This is a genomic window from Algoriphagus sediminis, from assembly GCF_030403435.1.
Taxonomy (GTDB): domain Bacteria; phylum Bacteroidota; class Bacteroidia; order Cytophagales; family Cyclobacteriaceae; genus Algoriphagus; species Algoriphagus sediminis.
Genome location: NZ_JAUEPH010000002.1, coordinates 477,859 through 500,260 on the forward strand (window position 1 = coordinate 477,859; position 22,402 = coordinate 500,260).

Sequence of the window (22,402 nt, forward strand, 5' to 3'; positions counted from 1 at the left end):
CCAAATTGGGTAGTTTCCGTGTGTTAGGATAGAAAGACCCAATCTGACAAAAGTGAATTCAAAGCGTGTTTTTCTTCTACTTTTTTTTTCTCTGATAGTGGGGAATCTTTACTCTCAGACCATCAGAGGAACTGTAAAAGATGGCTCCACTGGAAAGTTTATGCCATTTTGTAATGTATTTATTAATAATACAACCATAGGAACAGTTTCTGATGAAAATGGCTTTTTCGAAATTTCAAGAAATGATCTTCCTGGGACCTTAAGTCTGGTAGCTTCATTTGTTGGATATGAGACTTTCAGTCAGGAAGTCTCCATTGGTGAGGGCGAAACTAAAACTGTTGACTTTACTCTAACTCCCTTGGAATCTGTTCTCTCCGAAGTGGAACTGAAAAGCCGCAGAGATAAACCCTGGGAAAGGAATTTGAAAAGATTCGAAAAGGTGTTTTTAGCTCTCCCAGATGACCCTATTTCAGATGGGCAGGAAATTCTAAATCCATGGGTTTTAGAATTTGAGAAGGTAAAACCGGATAAAGGCCCAAACTACATTCAGGCCACAGCTCAGCAACCTTTGATTATAGAAAATTCAGCATTAGGCTACAAAATAGAATATTACCTTCAGGATTATAAGCTCTACAAGGACAAGTCTCAATACTTCGGTCTGGCTTTTTTTGAAGAAATAGAACCTAAAGATTCGCTGACCAAGAAGCAGTACCAGCTTCAAAAGGAAACCAGTTATCAAGGTTCATTAAAACACTTGATGCGTTCTTTGCTAGTCCAGAGAGCGGATGAGCAAGGCTTTGATTTGTATATAACTCATCCGGAACAAATGGATAGAAGAAGAACGAATACTTACACCGTAGAGTTAGGCGAGTCTATCGTTCCCTTATCTCAGGATTCTATTCGTCGCATTCCTTTGAAAAATGGAAATTTCAGAATTATCTGGCCTGATAGGGTAGAAGTTCACTTTTTAAAGAAAAGCTGGCTAAATAACTATTATCAGGATATTTACCATCCTGTGGGTTGGATTTCGGCACCTAGAGGTTATTTCGATATTGATCGTAATGGTGTCCCCATTCACCCAACTCAGGTTGTATTGTCAGGATACTTGGGAAGGCCAAGGATGGGTAGAACCTTACCCCATGATTTCATACCTCCTCAAACATTCGAAAATTTCGCTGAGGAACTAAATGTAGTGAAAGCTCAGGCTAATAGATGGGAAAACCTGAGGGAAAGGCCCTATATCACTACGAATAAACCCTATTACTTTCCAGGGGAGAGCGTTTGGCTTGGAGGGATAATGCTTTACAAAAATCAGTTCTTCAAGGATTCCCTGAGTCGGCTCCTCTATTTGGAATTCAGGGATTCGAAATCTGACCTTGTCTTTGAAGAAAAGTACCCGATCAGGGATGGTAAAATTAATGGGGCGTTTCAACTACCAGACTCCTTGCCTCCGGGTGATTATTTTATCAAAGCCTATACAGAATGGATGAGAAACTATCCTGAAAAAGATGTATACCAGAGAGCCATTCCGGTTCTGGCTAAGGGCACAAATATTGAAGCGCAAGCCACTCAAAACAGGGATTATGGAGGGGATCTTGTTTTTCATTTTAGGGATTCTGTCTTTATGAAAGAAGGCCAAAAAGTGATTTTGGTGACAATTGAGCTTTTGGATGCATTGGATGAACCTCTAGGGGCAAATTTCATTCTGAGCGCTACAGATCAGCAATTTGTCTCCAGTATGGATAATCAAAATAACCTGATTAAGGCCTTCGAGTGGCTTGATGAAGAAAGTAAGGATCCCCTTTCAATCAATCCACAATACCCTATCGAATATGGCATCACGGTAGAAGGTAGATTCACTAAGTCTAAAAAAAGACAGCCAGATATCAACCCGATCACGATAGTAAGAGGAGACTTGGCTGATTATGGAGTAGTTTCTACAGATACTAGCGGGTATTTCAGAGCCACTGGATTGAACTTCTTTGAATGGGATACCCTAGCCATGGCAGCGCTTGACGAAAAGCGAAAACCATATGGGTCAGTGGAATTGTTAGACAGAGAAACTCCTGTTTTTAGGGGATCATCACCAAAGCTCGATTACTCCATCTACGAAATGAGCGCTAATCGAGGTGCCTACGATGAGTTTGGCGATTTCATTTTACTGGAGGAGTTTGTGGCGGAGGATGAAAAGATCGAGGCCATGGAGGATCGATACTACGGTTACGGTGATCCAAACTTTGCTTTAGACAGCGAAGATCTGGATAATTGGCCAGGTAGTACTCTAGATCAAGTAATTGGAATGCGACTCGGAAATGGTGGGAATGGCGGCTTAGGTAATTATAATTTCGGAGTAGGGGCTGGGGATCCTCTTTTGATAATTGATGGGTTCAGGTACCAGACGGATTCTACGACCGAGACAGCTTCTCAAGTTTTGCAGAATTACACTACCGATGAGGTTAAATCCATTGCCATTTATACCTTGAATGCTCCTGTTTTTGGATTAGGTGGATTTGCTGGGGTGATAATGATAGAAACCAAAAGGGGAGATAGATTCATTCCAGGCGGTGAAAGAAATTTCAATGATTTTGGTTTCAATAAATTTTTACTAAAAGGCTATGCTAGGCAAATTCCATTTCCAAATGAACCTAATGCGGAAACATCTTTGGGAAGAAGGCAAACTCTTTATTGGAATCCTTCTGTCACTACCGCAGAAGGTCGATATGAATTTGAAATCTATCTTCCTTCAGGAGTAAATGAAATTGATTTAAGGCTTGAAGGAGTAACTGAAGATGGGCTGCCTTTTTGGTGGGTTGAGTCCATCCTGATTGAGAAAAATATTACATCCGTTCAAGAGTAAGACCTCCATCTACATTGATGATTTGACCCGTAGCGTAAGGAATTTGGCCAGTGGCCAAAGCTGAAACAACTTTACCTACATCTTTGGGTTTTCCAATTCTCGGTTCTAAAGTAGATCCACTTTTGGCAAGTTCTTGATAGTGTTCACGTACAGCCTCAATCATATCCGTATCCATAAACCCAGGACGTATTTCATAAACGGGAATTTTGAATTCAGCCATCTTCACGGCCATCGTTTTGGACATCATCGATGCACCGGCCTTTGACATGCAATAGGCCATCCTAAGAGTGGAAGCTAAAACCGCTGAAACAGATGTTACATTAATGATAGTCATCGGATCATTCGGGTTGTCATTCCTAAGTTCTGCCATCCATTGGGCAAAAATCTGTGTAAGAAAAAAGGTCCCTCTTTCATTTACATTCACCACATAGTCATATTCATCTTCTGTGATTTCGAAGACATCATTTCTTGTTTTTGGGGCAACTCCAGCGTTGTTTACCAGTAAATTGATTTTGCCGAAGTGCTCTTTCATACCCTGTAGAATAGTGTTCCGATCAGCCGTTTTGGAAATATCTCCTTGAAGATAAACGACCTTAGCTTCATGTTGCTGAAGTTTTTCTAGGTTGGCTTTTGCGTTTTTCTGATCCCGAACCCCGTTAATAGCTAAATCGAATCCGTTTTTGGCCAGCTCGCTAGCAATCCCAAAACCAATTCCTCTGGATCCTCCAGTAATCAATGCAATAGGTTTTTCCATTCTTTTAGTTTTTTGGTCCTTCGGCATGATCCACCCAATTCCCATCCAAGGTCAGATATTCTCCCATACAATCCGCTGTCATACACGAATGAACAGGAAGAATGCCTATCAAATCCCCAACTTTAACCCTACCCAATAACTCATCAGAAGCTTTGAGAAGCCCGTGTTCCTGAGAAATCTTTTTAAGGTGAGATCCATCATTTGGAATCTCCCACCCATCATCTTTCAAATAAACCAATTCCCCAAAATTCATAGAGCCATCTTCATTTTGAAGGACATCCTTGGCAAAATGAACTCCGCCTCCATGCACGAGGATTTCTTTTCTATCTTTTTTTATATCCACCACTGGTACGGCCATGGCTACAGCAATATCCGATTTTGCACAGCTACCCAGGTAGGCTTGCATTAAATCAAAAAAAACAAAATTACCTGGTCCTAGCTGGTCGATATCTCCAAAATCCTCAACAACGGCACATCCTGGGGTGTCTCCAGTTCGGGTAACCAGATGAGGGAATTGAGGTTTAAATTCTTTCTTTAGCCTCCCTAATGCCTCTCTGGTTTCCTCATAGATAGCAGGAATATTGCCGTAATACGTATGACCGGGATGTAGGTAAAATCCTTTGAAATTCAGGTTGGGAGTATTTTTAGCAATGTCCAGAATTTCTTGGATTTTGGAATAATCTCTGGAATCTACTCCTGTACGTCCGTATCCTGCGTCAATTTCGATAAAAAAACCTACGGGATTGCTTAGAGTAGAAGCTAGGTGCTTTGTGGTTTCGGTGTTTATGAGTTGAACTGAAATGGATTGAGATGAGGCCAGCTCATCTAACTTTTCAACCTCACGTGGATTAAATGGAAATGCGATATGGATATTTTCCCATCCATCCCCAAGAAGATATTTAGTCATTTTCACACTGGAGGTTGTGATTTCCTTTATTCCATATTCCTTTGCCCAGCTTCCTATTAAGCGGGATTGGGCAGTCTTAAAATGGGGAACAAGTTCCATTCTATGTCTTTGTGCCTTATCGGCCATCATTTTCAGATTGGCGCGACAGATTTTTTCATCAAGCAAAAGTGTAGGTGAGGTGATTTTATCCAAATAGGACATTTTAGTGATTTTTCGTGGTGAAGTGTTTCCTTAAATATGCAAAAGATTCGTGGAATGGTTAACCCGCAATTTAAATAAGCCTTTATCACTCACTAGAAATAGGTATTTTCTTATGAAATGCGATAAAGACCACCAATTATTCTAATTTTGTTGCCCAATAATTGTCCAGGGATTTCCCTATTTAGGACAAACAAAAAGCGATTACAATACTTCATGGAAGCAAAAAAAATTCGTCGGACGTTTATCGACTTTTTTGAGAAGAAAAAGCACCATTATGTGCCGTCATCACCCATTGTGGTCAAGAATGACCCTACCCTTATGTTTACAAATGCTGGGATGAACCAGTTTAAGGACGCTTTTCTGGGTAATGAAGAGCCAAAGTTTCCACGTGTAGCGAATAGCCAAAAATGCCTTAGAGTAAGTGGAAAACACAATGACCTGGAAGAAGTGGGAGTGGACACCTACCATCACACCATGTTTGAAATGCTTGGTAACTGGTCTTTTGGGGATTACTTTAAAAAGGAGGCAATTGCATGGGCATGGGAGTTGTTGACGGAAGTCTACGGCTTGGATAAGGATAGATTGTATGTTTCCGTCTTTGAAGGTGATGAGTCCGATAATCTATCGATGGATAAAGAGGCTTTCGATTTTTGGAAGGAAATCGTTCCCGAGGAGCGAATTATCATGGGGTCCAAGAAGGACAATTTCTGGGAAATGGGCGAGACTGGTCCCTGTGGTCCTTGTTCAGAAATTCATATTGACTTAAGACCTGATGAAGAGCGTGAACAGGTTCCAGGCAATGAACTGGTGAATATGGATCACGAGCAGGTAATTGAGATTTGGAACCTGGTTTTTATGCAGTTTAACCGTCTTTCTGACGGCAGTCTTAAAAATTTACCAGCAAGGCATGTAGATACGGGGATGGGTTTCGAAAGGCTTGTTCGGGCGATTCAAAACAAATCTTCCAATTACGACACAGATCTCTTCTCACCCTTCTTGAAGGCTTTGGAGGAAAAATCAGGTAAAAAATATGGTGTTGATGAGCAAACGGATATCGCTTTTCGGGTGATTGTGGATCATATTCGTGCTATTTCATTTACTATAGCAGATGGTCAGCTCCCTTCAAATAATAAGGCAGGCTATGTAATACGTAGGATCCTCAGAAGAGCGGTTAGATATGGATATACCTTTTTGGGTTTTACATCTCCTTTTTTATACGAGCTATGTGATCTGATTTCAGAAAACTTTGGAGATATTTTTCCTGAGGTAAGGCTTCAGAAGGATTTCATTTCAAAAGTGATTTTTGAAGAAGAAAGCTCATTTCTGAGGACTTTGGACAACGGCCTAAAAAGATTGGATCAGATTAAGGCTGAATTGTCTTCAAAAGGGGAGAAAGTGATTCCGGGAGAAGTGGCATTTGAGCTATATGATACTTTCGGCTTTCCATTGGATTTAACTTCCCTCATCGCGAGGGAGAGCCGACTATCTCTGGATGAGAAGGGATTCGAGAAGGAAATGGAAATCCAGAAAACAAGATCCCGAGCAGCCTCTGAGCAAGAGATGGGCGATTGGGTTTCACTTCGGCCAGATACTGGTGTGGAATTCATAGGATATGACTTTCTTGAAGCCAAATGCCACATAATTAAATACAGAACGGTTAAGGGTAAAAAAGGGAATCAATTTCAAATCGTTTTGGATAAAACTCCCTTCTATGCCGAAAGCGGTGGTCAGGTTGGAGATACTGGAATCCTAAAGTCAGATTATGATCAAATTCGGGTTTTAGATACTAAAAAGGAGAATGATCTGATTGTTCACTTTGTAGATAAAATTCCGGAAAAACCTGAAGAGACCTTTGAGGCTATAGTGGAGTCAAATCGCAGAAAGCTCACTATGAACAATCACACAGCCACACACCTCTTGCAATCTGCACTTCGAGAGGTACTTGGTGATCATATTCAGCAGAGAGGCTCATTGGTCAATGATCAGGTGTTGCGATTCGATTTTTCACATTTCTCTAAAATGACCGACGAAGAAATTCAGCAAGTTGAGGAGATAGTGAATAGCAAAATACGTGAAAATATTGAGCTGGTTGAACAAAGAAATGTTCCAATTGAAGAAGCCAAGAAGCAAGGGGCTACGGCTTTATTTGGTGAGAAATATGGGGATTTTGTTCGTGTAATTACTTTTGATCCGAAATTCTCAGTGGAACTGTGTGGAGGAACGCATGTGCCTAGCACAGGACGTATTGGTTTATTCAAAATTCTTTCTGAGGGTTCGATTTCTTCAGGGGTAAGGCGTATTGAGGCCATCACTTCTGAAAAGGCTGAAAACTATTTCCGGGATAAGGAAAAACTGGTTAAAGAAATTCAGGAGGTTTTGAAAAACCCGAAGGATTTAAAGAAGGCGGTGGAAGGGCTTATTGCTGAAAGGAATGAGCTGAAAAAGGAGATCGAGAGTCTTCATCAGGAGAAAGCCGCAGGTTTAAAAACAGAACTGCTTTCAAAAGTTAAAGACCTGGGAAATAAGAATGTATTAATTGCAAAAGTAGCTTTACCAGGGGCTGACGCTTTAAAGAAAATTGCTTTTGAGCTGAAGAATGAAATCGAAAATTCACTGATTATTCTTGCAGCGGACATTGCTGGAAAACCCCAAATTTCGGTGGCAGTTTCTGATTCTGTTTTAGCAGCCGAAGATATTAATGCTGGTCAGATTGTCCGTGACCTCGCTAAAGAAATCCAAGGCGGAGGAGGAGGACAACCTTTCTTTGCGACAGCCGGGGGTAAAAATATCAATGGTCTGGACCAAGTGGTGAGGCGTGCGGAAGAAATATTTTTGAAATAAAATCGTCCTATGTCTCAACAGGAAATTTTAGATAAATATCAGCTGGTGGTCGGACTCGAGGTTCATGCCCAGTTAGCCACAGAAAGTAAGATTTTTGCAGGCGATTCGACTGCCTATGGGAAAGAACCGAATACTCAAGTATCTGAAATTACACTTGGACATCCTGGCACTTTGCCGAAGGTAAATAAGAAAGCCATAGAGTATGCTGTGCGCATGGGGCTAGCTTGTGACTGTACAATCAGTCGGGTTAATATTTTTGATAGAAAAAATTATTTCTATCCTGATCTTCCGAAAGGGTATCAAATTACCCAAGACAAAAGCCCGATTTGCATAGGAGGTGTAGTGCCTATTCAGTTGAAAAACGGTTCTAAGAGGGGAATTAAATTGAATAGAATTCATATGGAAGAGGATGCGGGTAAGTCCATTCACCTGACTGGGGAAAGTGACACACTGGTAGACTTTAATCGTGCAGGAACTCCTCTGATAGAACTAGTAACTGAGCCGGACATGCACTCGGCAGAAGAAGCGACTGCCGTTTTGACCGAACTCAGAAAGCTGGTTATGTATCTTGGAATTTGCGATGGAAATATGGAGGAAGGTTCCTTTCGCTGCGATGCAAACATTTCAGTCAGACCAAAGGGATCGAGTGAGCTTGGAAAGAAAGTGGAGGTGAAGAATATGAATTCATTCAGGAATGTATCCAAAGCAATAAATCATGAATTTATCAGGCAGGTGGAGCTTTTGGAAAAAGGAGTAGAGATCATTTCTGAGACCAGGACCTTTGATGCAGATAAAGGTTTGACTTTCGGAATGCGTAAAAAAGAAGAGCTCAATGATTACCGTTATTTTCCCGAGCCTGATCTGAGTCCAATTCATCTTTCAGAAGAGTGGCTTGAGGAGGTGAAAAGTAAATTACCGCCTTTGCCAAGAGAATATCATAGGAAATTTGTAGAAAGCTTTGGTTTGCCAGACTATGATGCCGCCTTTCTTACCGAAAGCAAGGAAGTGGCAGAGTACTTCGAAAAGCTCTGTGGTCACACTTCAGAATATAAAGCGGCTTCAAATTGGATGATGGGTCCGGTTAAATCCATTTTGAATGAACTTGGAATAGGTATTAACCGTTTCACTATCGAACCAAGCCAGATTGCTGAATTGATATCCTTAGTAAAATCCGGGAAAGTTAGTTTCTCAGCGGCTTCTCAAAATATCTTTCCTGAGTTGGTTAGAAACCCTGATCAGAGTGGATTGGAAATTGCCACTAAGTTAAACCTGATTCAGGAAAGCGATGAGTCATCACTGGTTCCTCTGGCGGAGCAAGTGATCGCTGAAAACGAGAAAAAAGTAAAAGAGTATCGATCAGGCAAAAAAGGGCTATTGGGCATGTTTATGGGGCAATTAATGAAAAAGTCCCAGGGAAAAGCAGACCCTAAGGTTGCCCAAAAGATTTTAACAGAAATATTAGAAAAGTAAATATGAAGTTCGCTATGACATCATTTGCCCTTGTTTTGGGTTTGATTTTAAGCTCATGTGGGGGCGGCACCCAGCAAGCGCAGGAGGGTAAAGTCACCATTTCTGGTGTGTTATCTAACGTACCCGAAGGAGATCTTATTCTATCCAAATTTACGGATAGCCGACCTGAGGTTTTAGATACTTTGGAGGTTCTAAATGGAGAGTATGAATATTCAATGGAGCTTGATGCTCCTGTCTTTTTGGAACTTAATTTACACGGTAAAAAGACGGTTCGTCTTGCCCTGTTTGAGGAAGATGTTCAGGTGAATTATGATTATTCAGCTCCAAATAGTCTTGAAATCCAAGGATCGAAGGATAGTCAGGAAATGGCTAAGATCGAAACTCTTATGAATAGCTACCAAACTCAGGTTAAAGCGTTAAATGACGAGTATTATCAGGCTATGAGTTCTAACGATACTGAAGCTATTAAAGCTATTCAGGAAAAGGCCATGATGTTGGAGGCAAACCAATCTGATCAAGTAAAGGAAACCATCAACAGCATGGGAGATAGCTTTGCCTCCCTGGCTGCCATCGGTTTTTTAAATACCAAAAATGACTTCCCCTTTATAGACAGCTTAGTGGCTGAGCTGAATCAAAGATATCCCGACACAAAAATGATTGTGCAGATAAAGCAACAGTTAGATGAAATAAGAGCACTTTCTATTGGACAGGTGGCACCGGAGATTGAGTCACTAAATCCAAATGGGGAATTACTAAAGCTATCAGATTATCGTGGTAAGTATGTTTTAATTGATTTTTGGGCTGCATGGTGTAAGCCTTGCCGCGTGGAAAATCCGAATCTGGTCAGAATGTACGATAGGTATAAAGATGAAGGATTCGAAATTTTTGGAGTTTCATTGGATAGGGCCAGAGAGCCTTGGGTTCAAGCTATTGCTGATGATAATTTGGGTTGGCCACAGGTTTCAGAATTAAATTATTTCAATGGAACCGCGCCTGTTACTTATCAAATTAATGCGATTCCAGCATCCTTTCTTTTGGATCCTGAAGGTAAAATCATCGCTCGTGATCTGAGAGGTCAATCATTGGAAAATAAACTGATTGAAATTTTCGAATAAGTTTCAACATTCATAAAAATGTCAAGTACAAAAAAAAGCTCTCGAAAAATCGAGAGCTTTTTTCATTAGTCCAATAAGTAGAAGGAAGGATAAAAAATTACCAAACAGTCCTTCCTTTAAAAATCGTTTTTTCAAAAAGGAATTTGTAAAAGTTGTTTATCACCCGAGACAAATCTAGTAAAAAGATTCAAAAGAAAAACAATCTTAAACTTATTGAACATTATTTAAATATTAACTTTTTTAGAATAAGCTGAAAATTTCCAATACAATCGATTTCGAACTACTTCTCGATTTTTTCATAACTAGCTAAAACCCCTCGAACCATGGAAGAGCTGAAGCCATGGTGTTCCATCTCATTTAATCCTACTATGGTACATCCTTTTGGGGTTGTAACTTTGTCTATTGCTTCTTCGGGATGCATTTCATTTTTGATCATAAGCTCTGCAGCTCCTTTCACGGTCTGATTTACTATTTTGCTTGCCGTGTCGGAATCAAATCCAATTTGAATACCACCTTGGATCATAGCGCGAATGAAGCGAAGGACATATGCGATACCACATGCCCCTAGTACTGTCGCCGCTTCCATAAGAGATTCATCAATACTGATGCTTTGTCCTATATGGTTGAAAAGGTTTTCTACTTCGGTTTTCTGATCAACCGTCTCATTCCTGGAACACAGACAGGTGATCGATTCCTGAATATCTGCGGCAATGTTTGGCATCGCCCTGAATATGACTTGAGAAGAATTGGTCTGCTGCGCTATTTCATTCAGACTTACTCCAGTAGCTAATGAGATCAGGATTATTTTTTTGCTTTCCAGAATGTCTTTAATCTCGTCCAAGATTACTGGTATGGTGAAAGGCTTAACCCCAAGAATTAGGATATCCGCCTTTTCGGCAGCAAGGCGATTGTCTGAGCTGATGGTAACTCCCCGCGAAGTAAATTCCGATAGATTGGCTGGATTTCTTCTAGTAAGAATTAATTGGCTCGGTTCAAAGTCCTCATTTTTTAGAAGTCCTTGAGCGATGGATTTGCCGAGGTTCCCTGAACCTATAATTGCGATAGATTTTTTCATTTTCTTAATGGCTGGCTTGAAATAATAAATTAAAGGTAGGTAAATGGATTCATTTCTATGAAAATGCTAATCATCATTTTCGGCTCCAATTTTTTAAATAGATCGATTTAACATTTTTTTGAAAATTTTACTTGACATAATGTAAAGCAAAATTTACATTTGGTAAAAATTACTTTACCTCATGAAAGAAGAATCGATTTTAAAAGTACCCATGTTTTCTCCCTGGTGGAAAAAACTTGCTCTTTCCATTTTTCCAATAACTGTGGTTTTGGGAATTGCTCTTGGTGTGATTATGGAAAATTTCACTCCAGATAATCTAGGCCAATTCATTTATGCGGGTTGGGCTTTGGGTTTCATTATTTTGAATTTATGCAAGGAAGAAGAGGAGGATGAGATGATTAAGTCCTTTAGACTTCAATCCTTTCAGACAGGATTTTATTGGACCATTTGGGGGCTGCTAGCCATTGTCTTGATTAGCTTTTTTACAAATGGAGGTCTTGACTCTGAATGGTTCTCGCCCTATCTGGTTCTTTTCCTTTTAAACCTTTATGTGTATGCGGCTTTTCGCTATCAGCTGTACCAATCGAAAAATAACTAAACCCACTTCACTATGCTAACTTCATTTCTTTTACCACACCGATTTCAGATTATTGGTTGGTGCTTGCTTATTCCAACAGTCATCCTATTAATTGCCAATGGCTATTATGATTTCGAAATACCATGGCTTGAAATCCAGGGTGTGAGAGAAGGAGGGTTTCTGGTTGATGAAGATGAAAACTTCACGAATGAGTTAGCCATTTTAGGTGTCTTTCTAACCCTTTTTTTAATCGCCTTTTCAAAGGAGAAAGAGGAAGATGAATACATTCAAAAGCTACGATTAGAATCACTTCTAATCGCTTTTTATGCTTATTCTGCCTTTTTGGTTTTAGGAACTCTAATATTCTACGGTGAGGTCTATCTTGAATTTTTAGTCCTCAACCTGTTTTTGATTCAAATTATTTTCATTGCTCGGTTTAGATGGGTGATGTATAAGCAGAAGAAATTTCACTTGGCCCTTTAAGATGAAAAATACTGTCAAAGTAGAAAGAGCTAAAAAGAACTTCACTCAGCAGGATCTGGCAGAGCGGATTAAAGTTTCCAGGCAAACCATAAACAGCATAGAATCAGGTAAGTACGTTCCTTCAACCGTGTTGGCGCTGAAGATTGCAAAAACCTTTGAAACTAGCTTAGAAGAAATTTTTCAGTTAGAAGAAAATGACTGGGAGTAATTTTGGATAGGAAAATTTAAGTAAGGGCTTTAATTGATATTTAGAAATTTTACCTTTGGGCTTTTATAATATTTTTCATGCCAAAATTAATCCGAGTTACCACGGTTCCTCTTTCTTTAAAGCTTTTGCTTGCAGGACAAATGAAATATATGTCCGAGCAAGGATGGGAAGTAATCATGGTAAGTGCGGATGGAAAAGAAATCCCTCAGATTGAAAAGTTGGAGGGGTGCAGACACGAAGTAATTCCCTTTACCCGGCGAATCACTCCCTTGCATGATTTGAAGTGCCTGATGGCACTTACCAAACTTTTCAAAAAAGAAAAACCAGATATCGTTCATACTCATACGCCTAAGGCAGGGCTGATCGGAATGATGGCTGCAAAACGTGCTGGAATAAAAACCAGAATACACACATTGGCAGGAATACCGGCAATGGCTGCTGAGGGAAATAAAAAGTCCTTACTGGAAAAAGCCGAAAAGTGGACATATAATGCTGCGACGGCCGTTTGGCCAAACTCCAAAGGGCTTTATGATTTCGTGTTGGAAAATCAGTTTTGTCCTAAAGACAAATTAGAGATTATCGGTCATGGCTCATCTAATGGTGTTGACCTCAGTAAATTCAATAGGGGAGTACTAAAGGAGAATCACTTGGTGGCGGCTACCATGAGAATCATGCCTGCTGAAAATGATTTTATCATTTTAGCGGTCGGTCGTTTGGTTGGAGATAAAGGTATTGCCGAATTGGTGGACGCATTTCTTGGTTCTAAAATTGTTAATAAGGCCAAACTGGTCCTACTCGGTAGCTATGAAAAGGATTTAGACCCTCTGCCAGCTGATACCACTAAAAAGATTGATGATCACCCAAGAATAGTACAGATCGACTGGACTGATCATGTGGCGCATTATATGGCTCTTTCAGATGTGCTGGTGCATGCCTCGCACAGGGAGGGTTTTCCGAATGTGCTTCTAGAGGCAGGGGCGATGCAATTGCCAATTATTTGTTCTGATATAATAGGAAATCGAGACATTGTTACCCAGCAGAAAACCGGATTAATTTTCCCGGTAAAAGACAAAGCTGTATTGACCGAAGCGCTAGAATTTGCTTTTGTTAAGCGCGATAAAATGGCAGAATTTGCAAATAATTTGCTTCTTGAGATAGAAGAAAAATATGAACGATCAAAGATTCACCAAGCAATATTTGAAGCCTATCAAAAGCATCTTTAAGTTAGGGTGAGTAACCGTAAAGAAACCATATGAAATACCTTGTCACCGGGGCAGCCGGATTTATTGGCTTTCATGTTTGTAAGCATCTATTGGAGCGGGGAGATGAGGTGGTCGGCCTAGATATAGTCAATGACTATTACGATGTAAACCTGAAATATGCCCGAATTTCAGAGTTAGGGATAAATAGGGAAAAGATAATCAAAGGAAAGCTGGTTACAGCTGATTCTAAGCCCTTCTCTTTTATTCAATTAAACCTTGCTGATAAGGAAGCTTTGATGAAGCTTTTCGAAAGTGAGAAGTTTGATGTGGTGATTAATCTTGCTGCTCAGGCAGGGGTCAGATATTCTCTTTCCCACCCAGAAGCTTATGTGGAAAGTAATATTGTTGGTTTCTTGAATATCCTGGAGGCTTGTAGATTTCATCCCGTGAGGCATTTAGTCTATGCATCTTCTAGCTCGGTTTATGGGGCGAATGAAAAGTTACCATTTTCGACAAAAGATTCTGTTGATCACCCCATAAGCCTTTACGCAGCATCGAAGAAGTCAAATGAACTTATGGCTCATACTTACAGCCACTTATTTGGTATTCCTTCTACAGGTTTGAGATTCTTTACGGTTTATGGACCGTGGGGAAGACCCGATATGGCTTTGTTTCTCTTTACTGAAGCCATTCTGAGAGGAGAACCCATCAAGGTCTTTAATAAAGGAGAGATGAAACGCGATTTCACCTACGTGGATGATATTGTACAGGGGGTGCTTAAGGTGGCTGATAGACCTCCAAAAGGAGATCCTAACTATTCAGAAAAGACAGGAGACATAAGCAAATCCAAGGCTCCCTATAAAGTTTACAATATTGGTAATTCATCACCAGTGGAGCTTATGGATTATATCCGTGCAGTAGAAGATGGTTTGAGCAAAAAAGCCAAAATGGAATTACTACCCATGCAGGCAGGGGATGTTCCAGCATCTCATGCTGACGTAACTGATTTAATGGAAGATACAGGTTACAAACCAACAACTGCAGTGAAAGACGGAGTGGCTGCTTTTCTGGATTGGTACAAAAAATATTATTCCCAAAAATGACAAAGTCAATTCTTATAACCGGCGGTGCGGGTTTTATTGGAAGCCATGTGGTCAAGCTTTTTGTAGAAAAGTATCCCAATTATCGAATTATAAATCTGGACGCACTGACTTATGCTGGGAACCTGGAAAACCTTAAGGAGATCGAAGGCGCACAGAATTACTTTTTTGAGAAAGCAGACATTCAAGATTCCGAAGCATTAAGAAGAATTTTTTCAGAACATGGAATCACTGATGTTATTCATTTAGCCGCGGAATCCCATGTGGATCGATCTATTTCTGATCCATTGGCCTTCGTCGCCACGAACGTGATGGGCACTGTCAATTTACTAAATGTCTCAAAGTCTGCCTGGGCGGATAATTTACAAGATCACTTGTTTTATCATGTCTCTACCGATGAGGTATATGGATCACTTCACGACGATGGTTTTTTCCTAGAAACCACACCATACGATCCTCAATCTCCGTATTCAGCTTCTAAGGCATCTTCTGATCACTTTGTTCGGGCTTATGCCAATACCTATAAGATGCGGACAGTGATATCAAACTGCTCGAATAATTACGGTCCAAATCACTTTCCGGAAAAGCTGATTCCGCTCTGCATCAATAATATCAGAAATAATAAGCCACTGCCAATTTATGGAAAAGGAGAGAACGTCCGTGACTGGTTATTTGTAAAAGATCACGCCCGAGCAATCGATACTGTTTTTCATAAAGGAAAAGCCGGAGATACTTACAATATTGGAGGATTTAATGAGTGGCAGAATATTGATATCGTTCGGCTTCTCTGCCAAAAGATGGACGAAAAACTAGGGAGGGAAAAGGGGAGCTCAGAAAAACTCATCACTTTTGTTAAGGATCGTGCAGGACATGATCTTAGATATGCTATTGATGCCACCAAGATAAAAGAGGAATTAGGGTGGGAGCCAAGCCTCCAATTTGAGGAGGGGATAGAGATTACCATTGACTGGTACCTAAAGAATCAGGATTGGTTAGATCATGTGACCTCGGGTGAATATCAGTCCTACTATAAGAATCACTACCAGACCTCTAATTAATTCTCAGGATCTCAGTTTTTTCTGGTGACTTTTTTGTCAAAGACAAATAATAAAGAACCTACTGCGAGCAGTCCAAGCCCCAATAGGCTTTCCTTAGGTCTTTCCCAAAAAATATAAGCCAGGATCAGCAAGCTGATGATCAAATATCCAATTTGAAGCCATGGTCTGAATGGGGCTCGAAACCCTGTTCTCATCTTCAATTTCAAAGAGGCATAGATTGTAACACAGCCCATTAATTGAAGTATGAAACCAGCATAAACCATGACCTGATCAAATGATCCGGTAAGGAAAAGAAGCAAGCTGATCAGGGTATTCAGAAGAACGGCTCGAACCGGAATTCCGCTTTGATTGCTTTTTCCGACAAATTCCCAAAGCCTAAAATCCTTACCCATTGCTTGGGTAATTCTTGGGCCCACCCAAAGATATCCGCTAATCGTGGCAATGAGCTGCAAACCTATCAGAGATCCAATGATTAGGATTCCAGTTTCTCCTGTCACATTCTTGAATGCAATTAAAGCAACTTCAATTTGCCCACTCATTTCACCCAATGTCCCCAGTTTGAGTAGGACAAACTGGAAACCCAAATAAATTATGGTGACTAGGATTGAGGCTAATAAAAGAGCTTTAGGAAGGTTTTTTCTCGGGTTTTCAATTTCAGAGACAATGTAAGCAGCCGAATTCCAGCCTGTAAACGCATAGAAAATGTACACCATAGAAACCGCATAGCCGGGGGACCATAAGCCCTTATACCAATTATTCGAAAAACTCAGGGCGTTGTTAGGGGTGGCTTTGGCTCCAAGCCCCCAAAAAATTAGCCCCAGAATAAAACAGATCTTGAATGCAGTGAAGAGATTATGAAATCTTGCTGATCGCTGAATAGAAAAAATATGCACCAAAGGGATGAATAGTAGTGCTACTAGACCTGGAAGGATGGAGTCATTTGTGATAGGAGATAGATATCGATTCATAGCCATAGCGGCTATGGCAATAGGAGCTGAAAAACCGACCGTCAGAGAAACCCAAGAGTATAAATAGCCAAAAGAAGGATGGATTGTCTCACTAAGAAAAACGTAGTCCCCGCCCGACTTTTTGAAGTGAGTTCCGAGCTCTGCATAAATCAGGGCTCCGATGAAAGCCAATAATCCTCCAAGAAGCCAAGCCAAAAGAATGGCCGCTGAGTCATCGGTGGAAATAAACTGAAACCCAAGGCTGGTAAAAACTCCAGTACCGATCATATTGGCCACTACGATGCTAGTGGCAGTTTTCCATGAGATTTTTGAGCGCGGGTCCGTCATTAACTCGCATAATAAAAAAAGGTCTCCAAATCTGGAGACCTTTTTGTGGACATGGGGTTTTTTAATTGAATTCTTCGAACAGGTTGATTTGAGTAGATTTCACCTTTTCTTCAAACTCTTTCCATTCTCCTTCTATAAACTCTTCCGTCACACGGATGGCCTCTTCAGAAGCTTCTTTGGCCTGAGTATAGAGCCTTTCTTCCGTTTCACCAGGACTATCGAAGGATGAGGCAGAATACCTTCTGATGGAATATGTTCTTGAAACGGTTGTTGGGTAGAGATTTCTAACTATACCTTGACCTTCCATCTCGGGTCCATTGAATTCTTCTTTGACCTTTTCAATGCTCTTTTTGATCTCCTTAGCGGCTTCAGAAAGCTCTTTCGCCTCATCTGATTCCAGGCCTTTGGTTAATTCAATCACTTTATTGGCAGTTTTCTCAGCCTCATCAAGTTTGTAGGTGGCTTGATTCACTTCTGAAATCAAGGCTTCCACCCTCAGATTGAATTCTTCCTGGGCCTGAAGGTCTGCAAGGTTCACCTGTATTCTTGGATCACTCTTGACTTCAATTTCAGTTTCAGCAGTTTCATCACCATATTGGAATTCTACACGATAGGTTCCCGGTATAGCACTTCCTCCGCTAGGTTCAGAAAAGCGATCGGTTCTGGCACCTGGTCTTTCGATGGTTGATTTTCTATCCAGTCTCCAGTTAACCTTATTAACACCAACCTTAGGGTTGGATTTTAGAGTTCGAATGTGATCACCATTTTGGTTATAGATATTTACCGTAACTGTATCCAGCTTGGTGGTGTCATCATTAATGATGTAAGTCAATCTCCCTCCAAAGTCCCTGTTTTCTCCGGCAAACTTTCCATCTGCAGGAAATCTTTCACCATGTGGTTGTTGGATTTCTACCTGATAGGCTACAGGTGATTCCAGAGCTGTAATTTTTCCTTCAGGTGCCTGGCCTCCGTTTTGAGCGTAAGCTCTGAGTGGTCTGATATCATCCAGCACCCAGAAAGATCTTCCGAATGTTCCAATTACCAAATCAGCTTCTCTCTCTTGAATGGTAAGGTCATAGGTAGAAACTGCCTTAGGATAGCCATGCTCCCATTTATTCCACGTCTGAGCTTTGTCGAAAGACACATATAAGCCAAACTCTGTTCCTAAAAAGACAAGTTCCGAAACTTCTGTATCCTGAAGGATAGACAGTGCATACCCCCAAACTTTTTCGTCATCTGCAATTCTTGTAAAGCTGTTTCCAGAGTTATCAGTATGATAAGCGTAGGCTGAAAAGTCATTATTTCGGTAATTGTTTGCCACCACCCATGCTTCTTCCACATCATATTTTGAAGCTCTAATCTGAGGAATCCATGATCCTTCTGGAAGTCCATCTAGCTTACTTGCCACATTTTCCCAGGTTTCACCTCCGTCTTTGGTTACCTGAAGATTTCCATCGTCCGTTCCCACCCATATGACATTGGGATCAATGGGGCTTGGTGCAATCGCCAAAATGGTAGTATGATTTTCAGCACCGGTAATATCATAAGTCAGCCCGCCGGTTTCTTGCTGTCTCTGCTTAGTAGAATCATTTGTGGTTAAATCAGGGGAAATGATTTCCCATGTCACACCCGAATCTGTAGACTTATGTAAAAATTGGGATCCGTAGTAAACCGTATTTTCATCATGAGGATCCTGAGCTATTGCCGCATTCCAGTTAAATCTCAAGAACACATCCTTATCAGGATGGGTTGGGCGAATGAATCGTTGGTGACCAGTTTCTTTATCGTAAAACTGGAGGTTTCCTCCTTGGGACATGGTATAACCATATCTCGAATTTCCTGGATGTGGGACCACATCAAAGCCATCTCCAAAGGAGACTTCCTGCCAATAGGTATTGCGGATACCATCCCTTCTCCAGATATACGAGGGGCCTACCCAGGAGCCATTGTCCTGCATTCCACCATAAATATTGTAAGGAATTTCATTGTCTACATTGACATGGTAAAACTGACCCACTGGAATTCCCTCCGCGAAGTACCAGTCTTTTCCTCCATCGCGAGAGATGTTTAATCCTCCGTCATTTCCATCCATTAAAAGCTTTGGATCATATGGGTTAATATACCAAGCATGATGATCTGGATGAACTCCTTGGTACTGAAGTATTTGTCTGAAGGATTTACCTCCATCCTCACTCATCCCAACTCTTGAATAAAGGGTGTAGAGGCGATTTTCATTTTTCGGGTCTGCATGAATCTCGAAATAATAGAATGGTCTGTCTCCAATGTCACTGCCACTATTTATCATTTCAAAGTTATCTCCACCGTCCATAGATACATAAAGTGCATTTTTGCTAGACTCTATGAGGGCATAAACCTTGTTGCTGTTTGCTGCAGAAATAGCCAATCCCATTCTCCCTAGTTCTCCTTTTGGCAGACCGTTGCTATCATCGAGGCGTTTCCAATTTTCACCTCCATCATGAGTTACGTAGAGACCTGAAGATGGCCCCCCAGATTCAAAAAAGTCAGGGTAGCGGCGATGTTGCCACATATTTACAAAGATTTTATTCGGATTGTTTGGGTCCATAATCATTTCGCCAACACCTGTTTTTTCATCTACATAAAGGATTTTATCCCAAGTCTTTCCTCCATCTGTGGTTTTGTAAACTCCTCTTTCTTCCTGCTCTCCCCACGGAGATCCGATAGCTCCTACAAAAACTGTATTCGGATCATCAGGATGAACTATAATTCTGTGGATAGCCCGTGTTTTTTCCAGTCCCATGAGTTGCCAGGTTTTTCCAGCATCCAATGATCGATAGACTCCATATCCCATAGTTAATGAGTTTCTTGGGTTACCTTCACCAGTACCGACCCATATGATATTTGGGTTCTTTTGATAAATGGAAATTGAGCCGATAGAGTGCACTGCCTCATCGTCGAAGATCGGCTCCCAAGTGATTCCGCCAGAGGTAGACTTCCATAAGCCTCCGGAAGCGGAGCCGGCGTAAATGATATTCGGGTTTGAATCCACTGCGTCTATGGCTGCGATTCGTCCACTCATACCTGCCGGTCCAATGCTTCTCATTTTCATGGAAGCAAACTGATCCATATCTACTTCTTGCGCTAGTAGCGCAAAGCTCAGAAATAGATTCAGAAAAAAGATGATGGTTTTTTTCATGTTGATACTTTTTAAATTTTCAAAGGGTGATGTCCATAGCTATGGTCAACGATATCAAAGAAAACAAAAACAAAGTGCACAAACGCTCGATTTTACCTGAACGGATAAAGCTTGCTTTCTGCTATTAGTTTTTAATTTTTGATAGCTGGTTTGAGAGTGGTGGGGATATGAATTATTTTCGTCAAAAATTTTAGTCTATGCAATCACCAATATTGAAGCCTTTGATGGGGCTTTTTCTTTGTTTGTTTCTTACAACTTCGGCATACGCCCAAACAGGAAGATTCCAACAAGCAGTAAATTACGAGATGGATGTCCAAATGGATGTGGAGAGAAATCAGTATGAAGGGCATCAAAAACTGATTTACACCAATAATTCACCTGACACCTTAAATAAAGTGTTTTATCACCTTTATTATAATGCCTTCCAGCCCGGGAGCATGATGGATGTCAGATCCAGAACCATCAATGATCCAGACAGAAGGGTAGGAGATCGTATCTCTAAATTATCTTCTGATGAGATTGGTTTTTTGCATGTACAATCTTTAAAAATGGATGGGGAGGAAATCACTTTTTTTGAGAATGGAACCATTCTGGAGGTAACGCTTGAAAAGCCAATTTTACCAAATTCTCAAACGGTATTTGAAATGGATTTTGTGGGTCAGGTACCCTTGCAGATTAGAAGGTCTGGTAGAGATGGAAGTGAAGGTGTGCGATATTCTATGTCTCAGTGGTATCCTAAAATGGCTAACTATGATGAACAAGGCTGGCATGCCAATCCTTACATCGGTAGAGAGTTTTATGGGATCTGGGGTTATTTCGATGTAAAAATTACTATTGATAAGGATTATGTGATTGGTGGCACAGGTTATCTCCAGAATCCGGAAGAAATAGGCCATGGCTACGAGGAAGAAGGAATGGAAGTCAAGAGGCCTGAAGGTGATTTGCTCACCTGGCATTTTGTAGCTCCTCAGGTGCATGATTTTATGTGGGGTGCAGATCCAAAATACCAGCATGATAAAATCCTAATGGATAACGGAATCACGGTCCACCATTTCTTTATCCCAGGTGAAAAAACTAGCCGGGTATGGGAACAATTAAAAGAATATACCCCAAAGGCCATAGAGTACTTATCCGAGAATTTTGGTCAGTATCCCTATAAGCAGTTTTCAGTAGTTCAAGGAGGTGACGGCGGTATGGAGTATGCCATGTCTACATTGATTACAGGAGAAAGGACCTTGCAAAGCTTGGTCGGTGTCATGGTCCACGAATTAGCTCATAGCTGGTATCATGGTGTTTTGGCTACCAATGAATCTTTATATGCGTGGATGGATGAAGGTTTCACCAGTTATGCCACTAGTCTCTGTATGAACGCCATCTTTAAGGAAACTGGAGATGTTCATGGAGGTTCTTATCGAGGATATTATTCTTTGGCTAAATCAGGTCAGGAAGAGCCTTTAACCACACATTCAGATCATTATAATACGAACTATGCCTACGGAAGAGCTGCCTATAGTAAAGGGGCTGTTTTCATGGCTCAATTAGGTTATGTGATAGGTGAAGAGGTTCGTGATCGTGGCCTGCTCAGATATTTCAATACTTGGAAATTCAGACATCCTAATTCTAATGACCTTATACGAATTATGGAAAAGGAGAGTGGCATAGAGTTGGATTGGTATAGAGAGTACTTTGTTTACAGTACCAAGACCATAGATTATGGCATTGAAGCTGTGAATGACATGGACGAAGGAACTGAGATTGTATTTCGAAGGATTGGACTTATGCCCATGCCTATAGACGTGGTGATTACCTATAAGGATGGAAGTCAGGAGCAATTGTATTTCCCATTGCGAATCATGAGAGGTGAAAAACCAAACCCTGAGGGAATGCCTGAAAGATTGATTACTGAAGACTGGCCCTGGACCAATTACACCAAAACGGTCAGGATAGAGAGAGATTTTGATTCTATAAGATCAATCGAAATTGATCCTTCACAGAGGATGGCTGATGTTCAGAGGGAAAATAATGTATACAAGCCCCAATAGGGCTTGGTAGAAACAAAAAAAGGTGGCTCGAGAGCCACCTTT

Annotated in this window: 16 protein-coding genes; 11 read left to right on the forward strand and 5 right to left on the reverse strand. The window is 40.8% G+C overall.

Features of this window, described 5'->3' with window-relative positions; genetic code table 11:
- Positions 1 to 52 precede the first annotated feature (52 nt).
- A complete protein-coding gene (locus tag QVH07_RS05280) occupies positions 53 to 2,857 on the forward strand; it encodes a carboxypeptidase-like regulatory domain-containing protein (protein WP_289999106.1) in 2,805 nt (934 codons plus the stop codon).
- On the opposite strand, the gene QVH07_RS05285 is transcribed toward QVH07_RS05280, so the two are convergent.
- Positions 2,838 to 3,611 (reverse strand): 3-ketoacyl-ACP reductase, encoded by a 774-nt coding sequence (locus QVH07_RS05285; protein WP_289999107.1) that lies wholly within the window; start codon positions 3,609 to 3,611, stop codon positions 2,838 to 2,840. The two genes, QVH07_RS05280 and QVH07_RS05285, sit on opposite strands and share 20 nt — an antisense overlap.
- 4 nt (positions 3,612 to 3,615) lie before the next feature.
- Positions 3,616 to 4,719 (reverse strand): alanine racemase, encoded by a 1,104-nt coding sequence (locus QVH07_RS05290; RefSeq protein ID WP_289999108.1) that lies wholly within the window; start codon positions 4,717 to 4,719, stop codon positions 3,616 to 3,618.
- A gap of 213 nt (positions 4,720 to 4,932) precedes the next feature.
- On the opposite strand from QVH07_RS05290, the gene alaS reads away from it, so the two are divergent.
- Genes alaS through QVH07_RS05305 form a run of 3 tightly spaced genes read left to right on the forward strand, consistent with a single transcriptional unit; the run spans position 4,933 to position 10,145 of the window.
- Positions 4,933 to 7,560, forward strand: coding sequence for an alanine--tRNA ligase (gene alaS / locus QVH07_RS05295; RefSeq protein WP_289999109.1), 2,628 nt, complete (start codon positions 4,933 to 4,935; stop codon positions 7,558 to 7,560).
- A 9-nt stretch (positions 7,561 to 7,569) separates the two neighbouring features.
- The gene (gatB, locus tag QVH07_RS05300; RefSeq protein WP_289999110.1) at positions 7,570 to 9,030 is read left to right on the forward strand and encodes an Asp-tRNA(Asn)/Glu-tRNA(Gln) amidotransferase subunit GatB; all 1,461 of its coding nucleotides are present in this window, start codon (positions 7,570 to 7,572) and stop codon (positions 9,028 to 9,030) included.
- 14 nt (positions 9,031 to 9,044) lie between these two features.
- A complete protein-coding gene (locus QVH07_RS05305) occupies positions 9,045 to 10,145 on the forward strand; it encodes a TlpA disulfide reductase family protein (RefSeq protein ID WP_289999111.1) in 1,101 nt (366 codons plus the stop codon).
- Between the two features lie 280 nt (positions 10,146 to 10,425).
- Here the strand turns inward: QVH07_RS05305 and proC are convergent, their stop codons facing one another.
- Complete coding sequence (proC, locus tag QVH07_RS05310; protein WP_289999112.1) at positions 10,426 to 11,220, reverse strand: pyrroline-5-carboxylate reductase; 795 nt, start codon at positions 11,218 to 11,220, stop codon at positions 10,426 to 10,428.
- 181 nt (positions 11,221 to 11,401) lie between these two features.
- On the opposite strand from proC, the gene QVH07_RS05315 reads away from it, so the two are divergent.
- The 6 genes from QVH07_RS05315 (at position 11,402) to rfbB (ending at position 15,848) form a co-directional block, all read left to right on the forward strand.
- Positions 11,402 to 11,818: a hypothetical protein gene (locus QVH07_RS05315; protein ID WP_289999113.1), complete on the forward strand. Its 417-nt coding sequence runs from the start codon at positions 11,402 to 11,404 to the stop codon at positions 11,816 to 11,818.
- A gap of 12 nt (positions 11,819 to 11,830) precedes the next feature.
- The gene (locus QVH07_RS05320; RefSeq protein ID WP_289999114.1) at positions 11,831 to 12,280 is read left to right on the forward strand and encodes a hypothetical protein; all 450 of its coding nucleotides are present in this window, start codon (positions 11,831 to 11,833) and stop codon (positions 12,278 to 12,280) included.
- A 1-nt stretch (position 12,281) separates the two neighbouring features.
- Complete coding sequence (locus QVH07_RS05325) at positions 12,282 to 12,488, forward strand: helix-turn-helix transcriptional regulator (protein WP_289999115.1); 207 nt, start codon at positions 12,282 to 12,284, stop codon at positions 12,486 to 12,488.
- 77 nt (positions 12,489 to 12,565) lie between these two features.
- Positions 12,566 to 13,711, forward strand: a complete 1,146-nt coding sequence (locus QVH07_RS05330; RefSeq protein ID WP_289999116.1) for a glycosyltransferase family 4 protein — start codon at positions 12,566 to 12,568, stop codon at positions 13,709 to 13,711.
- A gap of 29 nt (positions 13,712 to 13,740) precedes the next feature.
- Positions 13,741 to 14,793, forward strand: a complete 1,053-nt coding sequence (locus tag QVH07_RS05335) for an NAD-dependent epimerase (RefSeq protein WP_289999117.1) — start codon at positions 13,741 to 13,743, stop codon at positions 14,791 to 14,793.
- On the forward strand, positions 14,790 to 15,848 hold the full coding sequence (gene rfbB / locus QVH07_RS05340) for a dTDP-glucose 4,6-dehydratase (RefSeq protein WP_289999118.1): 1,059 nt from the start codon (positions 14,790 to 14,792) through the stop codon (positions 15,846 to 15,848). Before QVH07_RS05335 ends, rfbB begins: the two co-directional genes overlap by 4 nt.
- A gap of 11 nt (positions 15,849 to 15,859) precedes the next feature.
- Here the strand turns inward: rfbB and QVH07_RS05345 are convergent, their stop codons facing one another.
- Positions 15,860 to 17,143, reverse strand: coding sequence for an APC family permease (locus tag QVH07_RS05345; RefSeq protein ID WP_289999119.1), 1,284 nt, complete (start codon positions 17,141 to 17,143; stop codon positions 15,860 to 15,862).
- Positions 17,144 to 17,204: 61 nt separating this feature from the next.
- Entirely contained in the window at positions 17,205 to 20,318 is a 3,114-nt protein-coding gene (locus QVH07_RS05350) for a WD40/YVTN/BNR-like repeat-containing protein (RefSeq protein ID WP_289999120.1), read from the reverse strand.
- A gap of 197 nt (positions 20,319 to 20,515) precedes the next feature.
- Here QVH07_RS05350 and QVH07_RS05355 point away from each other — a divergent pair, with 197 nt between their 5' ends.
- Positions 20,516 to 22,360 (forward strand): M1 family metallopeptidase, encoded by a 1,845-nt coding sequence (locus QVH07_RS05355; RefSeq protein WP_289999121.1) that lies wholly within the window; start codon positions 20,516 to 20,518, stop codon positions 22,358 to 22,360.
- Positions 22,361 to 22,402: the final 42 nt, after the last annotated feature.

Bases quoted from the DNA above. Each gene is read 5' to 3' on its own strand.
- QVH07_RS05335 (WP_289999117.1), top strand. From the start codon at position 13,741: ATGAAATACCTTGTCACCGGGGCAGCCGGATTTATTGGCTTTCATGTT.
- QVH07_RS05325 (WP_289999115.1), top strand. From the start codon at position 12,282: ATGAAAAATACTGTCAAAGTAGAAAGAGCTAAAAAGAACTTCACTCAG.
- QVH07_RS05350 (WP_289999120.1), bottom strand. From the start codon at position 20,318: ATGAAAAAAACCATCATCTTTTTTCTGAATCTATTTCTGAGCTTTGCG.
- gatB (WP_289999110.1), top strand. From the start codon at position 7,570: ATGTCTCAACAGGAAATTTTAGATAAATATCAGCTGGTGGTCGGACTC.
- QVH07_RS05290 (WP_289999108.1), bottom strand. From the start codon at position 4,719: ATGTCCTATTTGGATAAAATCACCTCACCTACACTTTTGCTTGATGAA.
- QVH07_RS05355 (WP_289999121.1), top strand. From the start codon at position 20,516: ATGCAATCACCAATATTGAAGCCTTTGATGGGGCTTTTTCTTTGTTTG.
- rfbB (WP_289999118.1), top strand. From the start codon at position 14,790: ATGACAAAGTCAATTCTTATAACCGGCGGTGCGGGTTTTATTGGAAGC.
- QVH07_RS05320 (WP_289999114.1), top strand. From the start codon at position 11,831: ATGCTAACTTCATTTCTTTTACCACACCGATTTCAGATTATTGGTTGG.
- QVH07_RS05285 (WP_289999107.1), bottom strand. From the start codon at position 3,611: ATGGAAAAACCTATTGCATTGATTACTGGAGGATCCAGAGGAATTGGT.
- QVH07_RS05315 (WP_289999113.1), top strand. From the start codon at position 11,402: ATGAAAGAAGAATCGATTTTAAAAGTACCCATGTTTTCTCCCTGGTGG.
- proC (WP_289999112.1), bottom strand. From the start codon at position 11,220: ATGAAAAAATCTATCGCAATTATAGGTTCAGGGAACCTCGGCAAATCC.
- QVH07_RS05330 (WP_289999116.1), top strand. From the start codon at position 12,566: ATGCCAAAATTAATCCGAGTTACCACGGTTCCTCTTTCTTTAAAGCTT.
- QVH07_RS05345 (WP_289999119.1), bottom strand. From the start codon at position 17,143: ATGACGGACCCGCGCTCAAAAATCTCATGGAAAACTGCCACTAGCATC.
- alaS (WP_289999109.1), top strand. From the start codon at position 4,933: ATGGAAGCAAAAAAAATTCGTCGGACGTTTATCGACTTTTTTGAGAAG.
- QVH07_RS05305 (WP_289999111.1), top strand. From the start codon at position 9,045: ATGACATCATTTGCCCTTGTTTTGGGTTTGATTTTAAGCTCATGTGGG.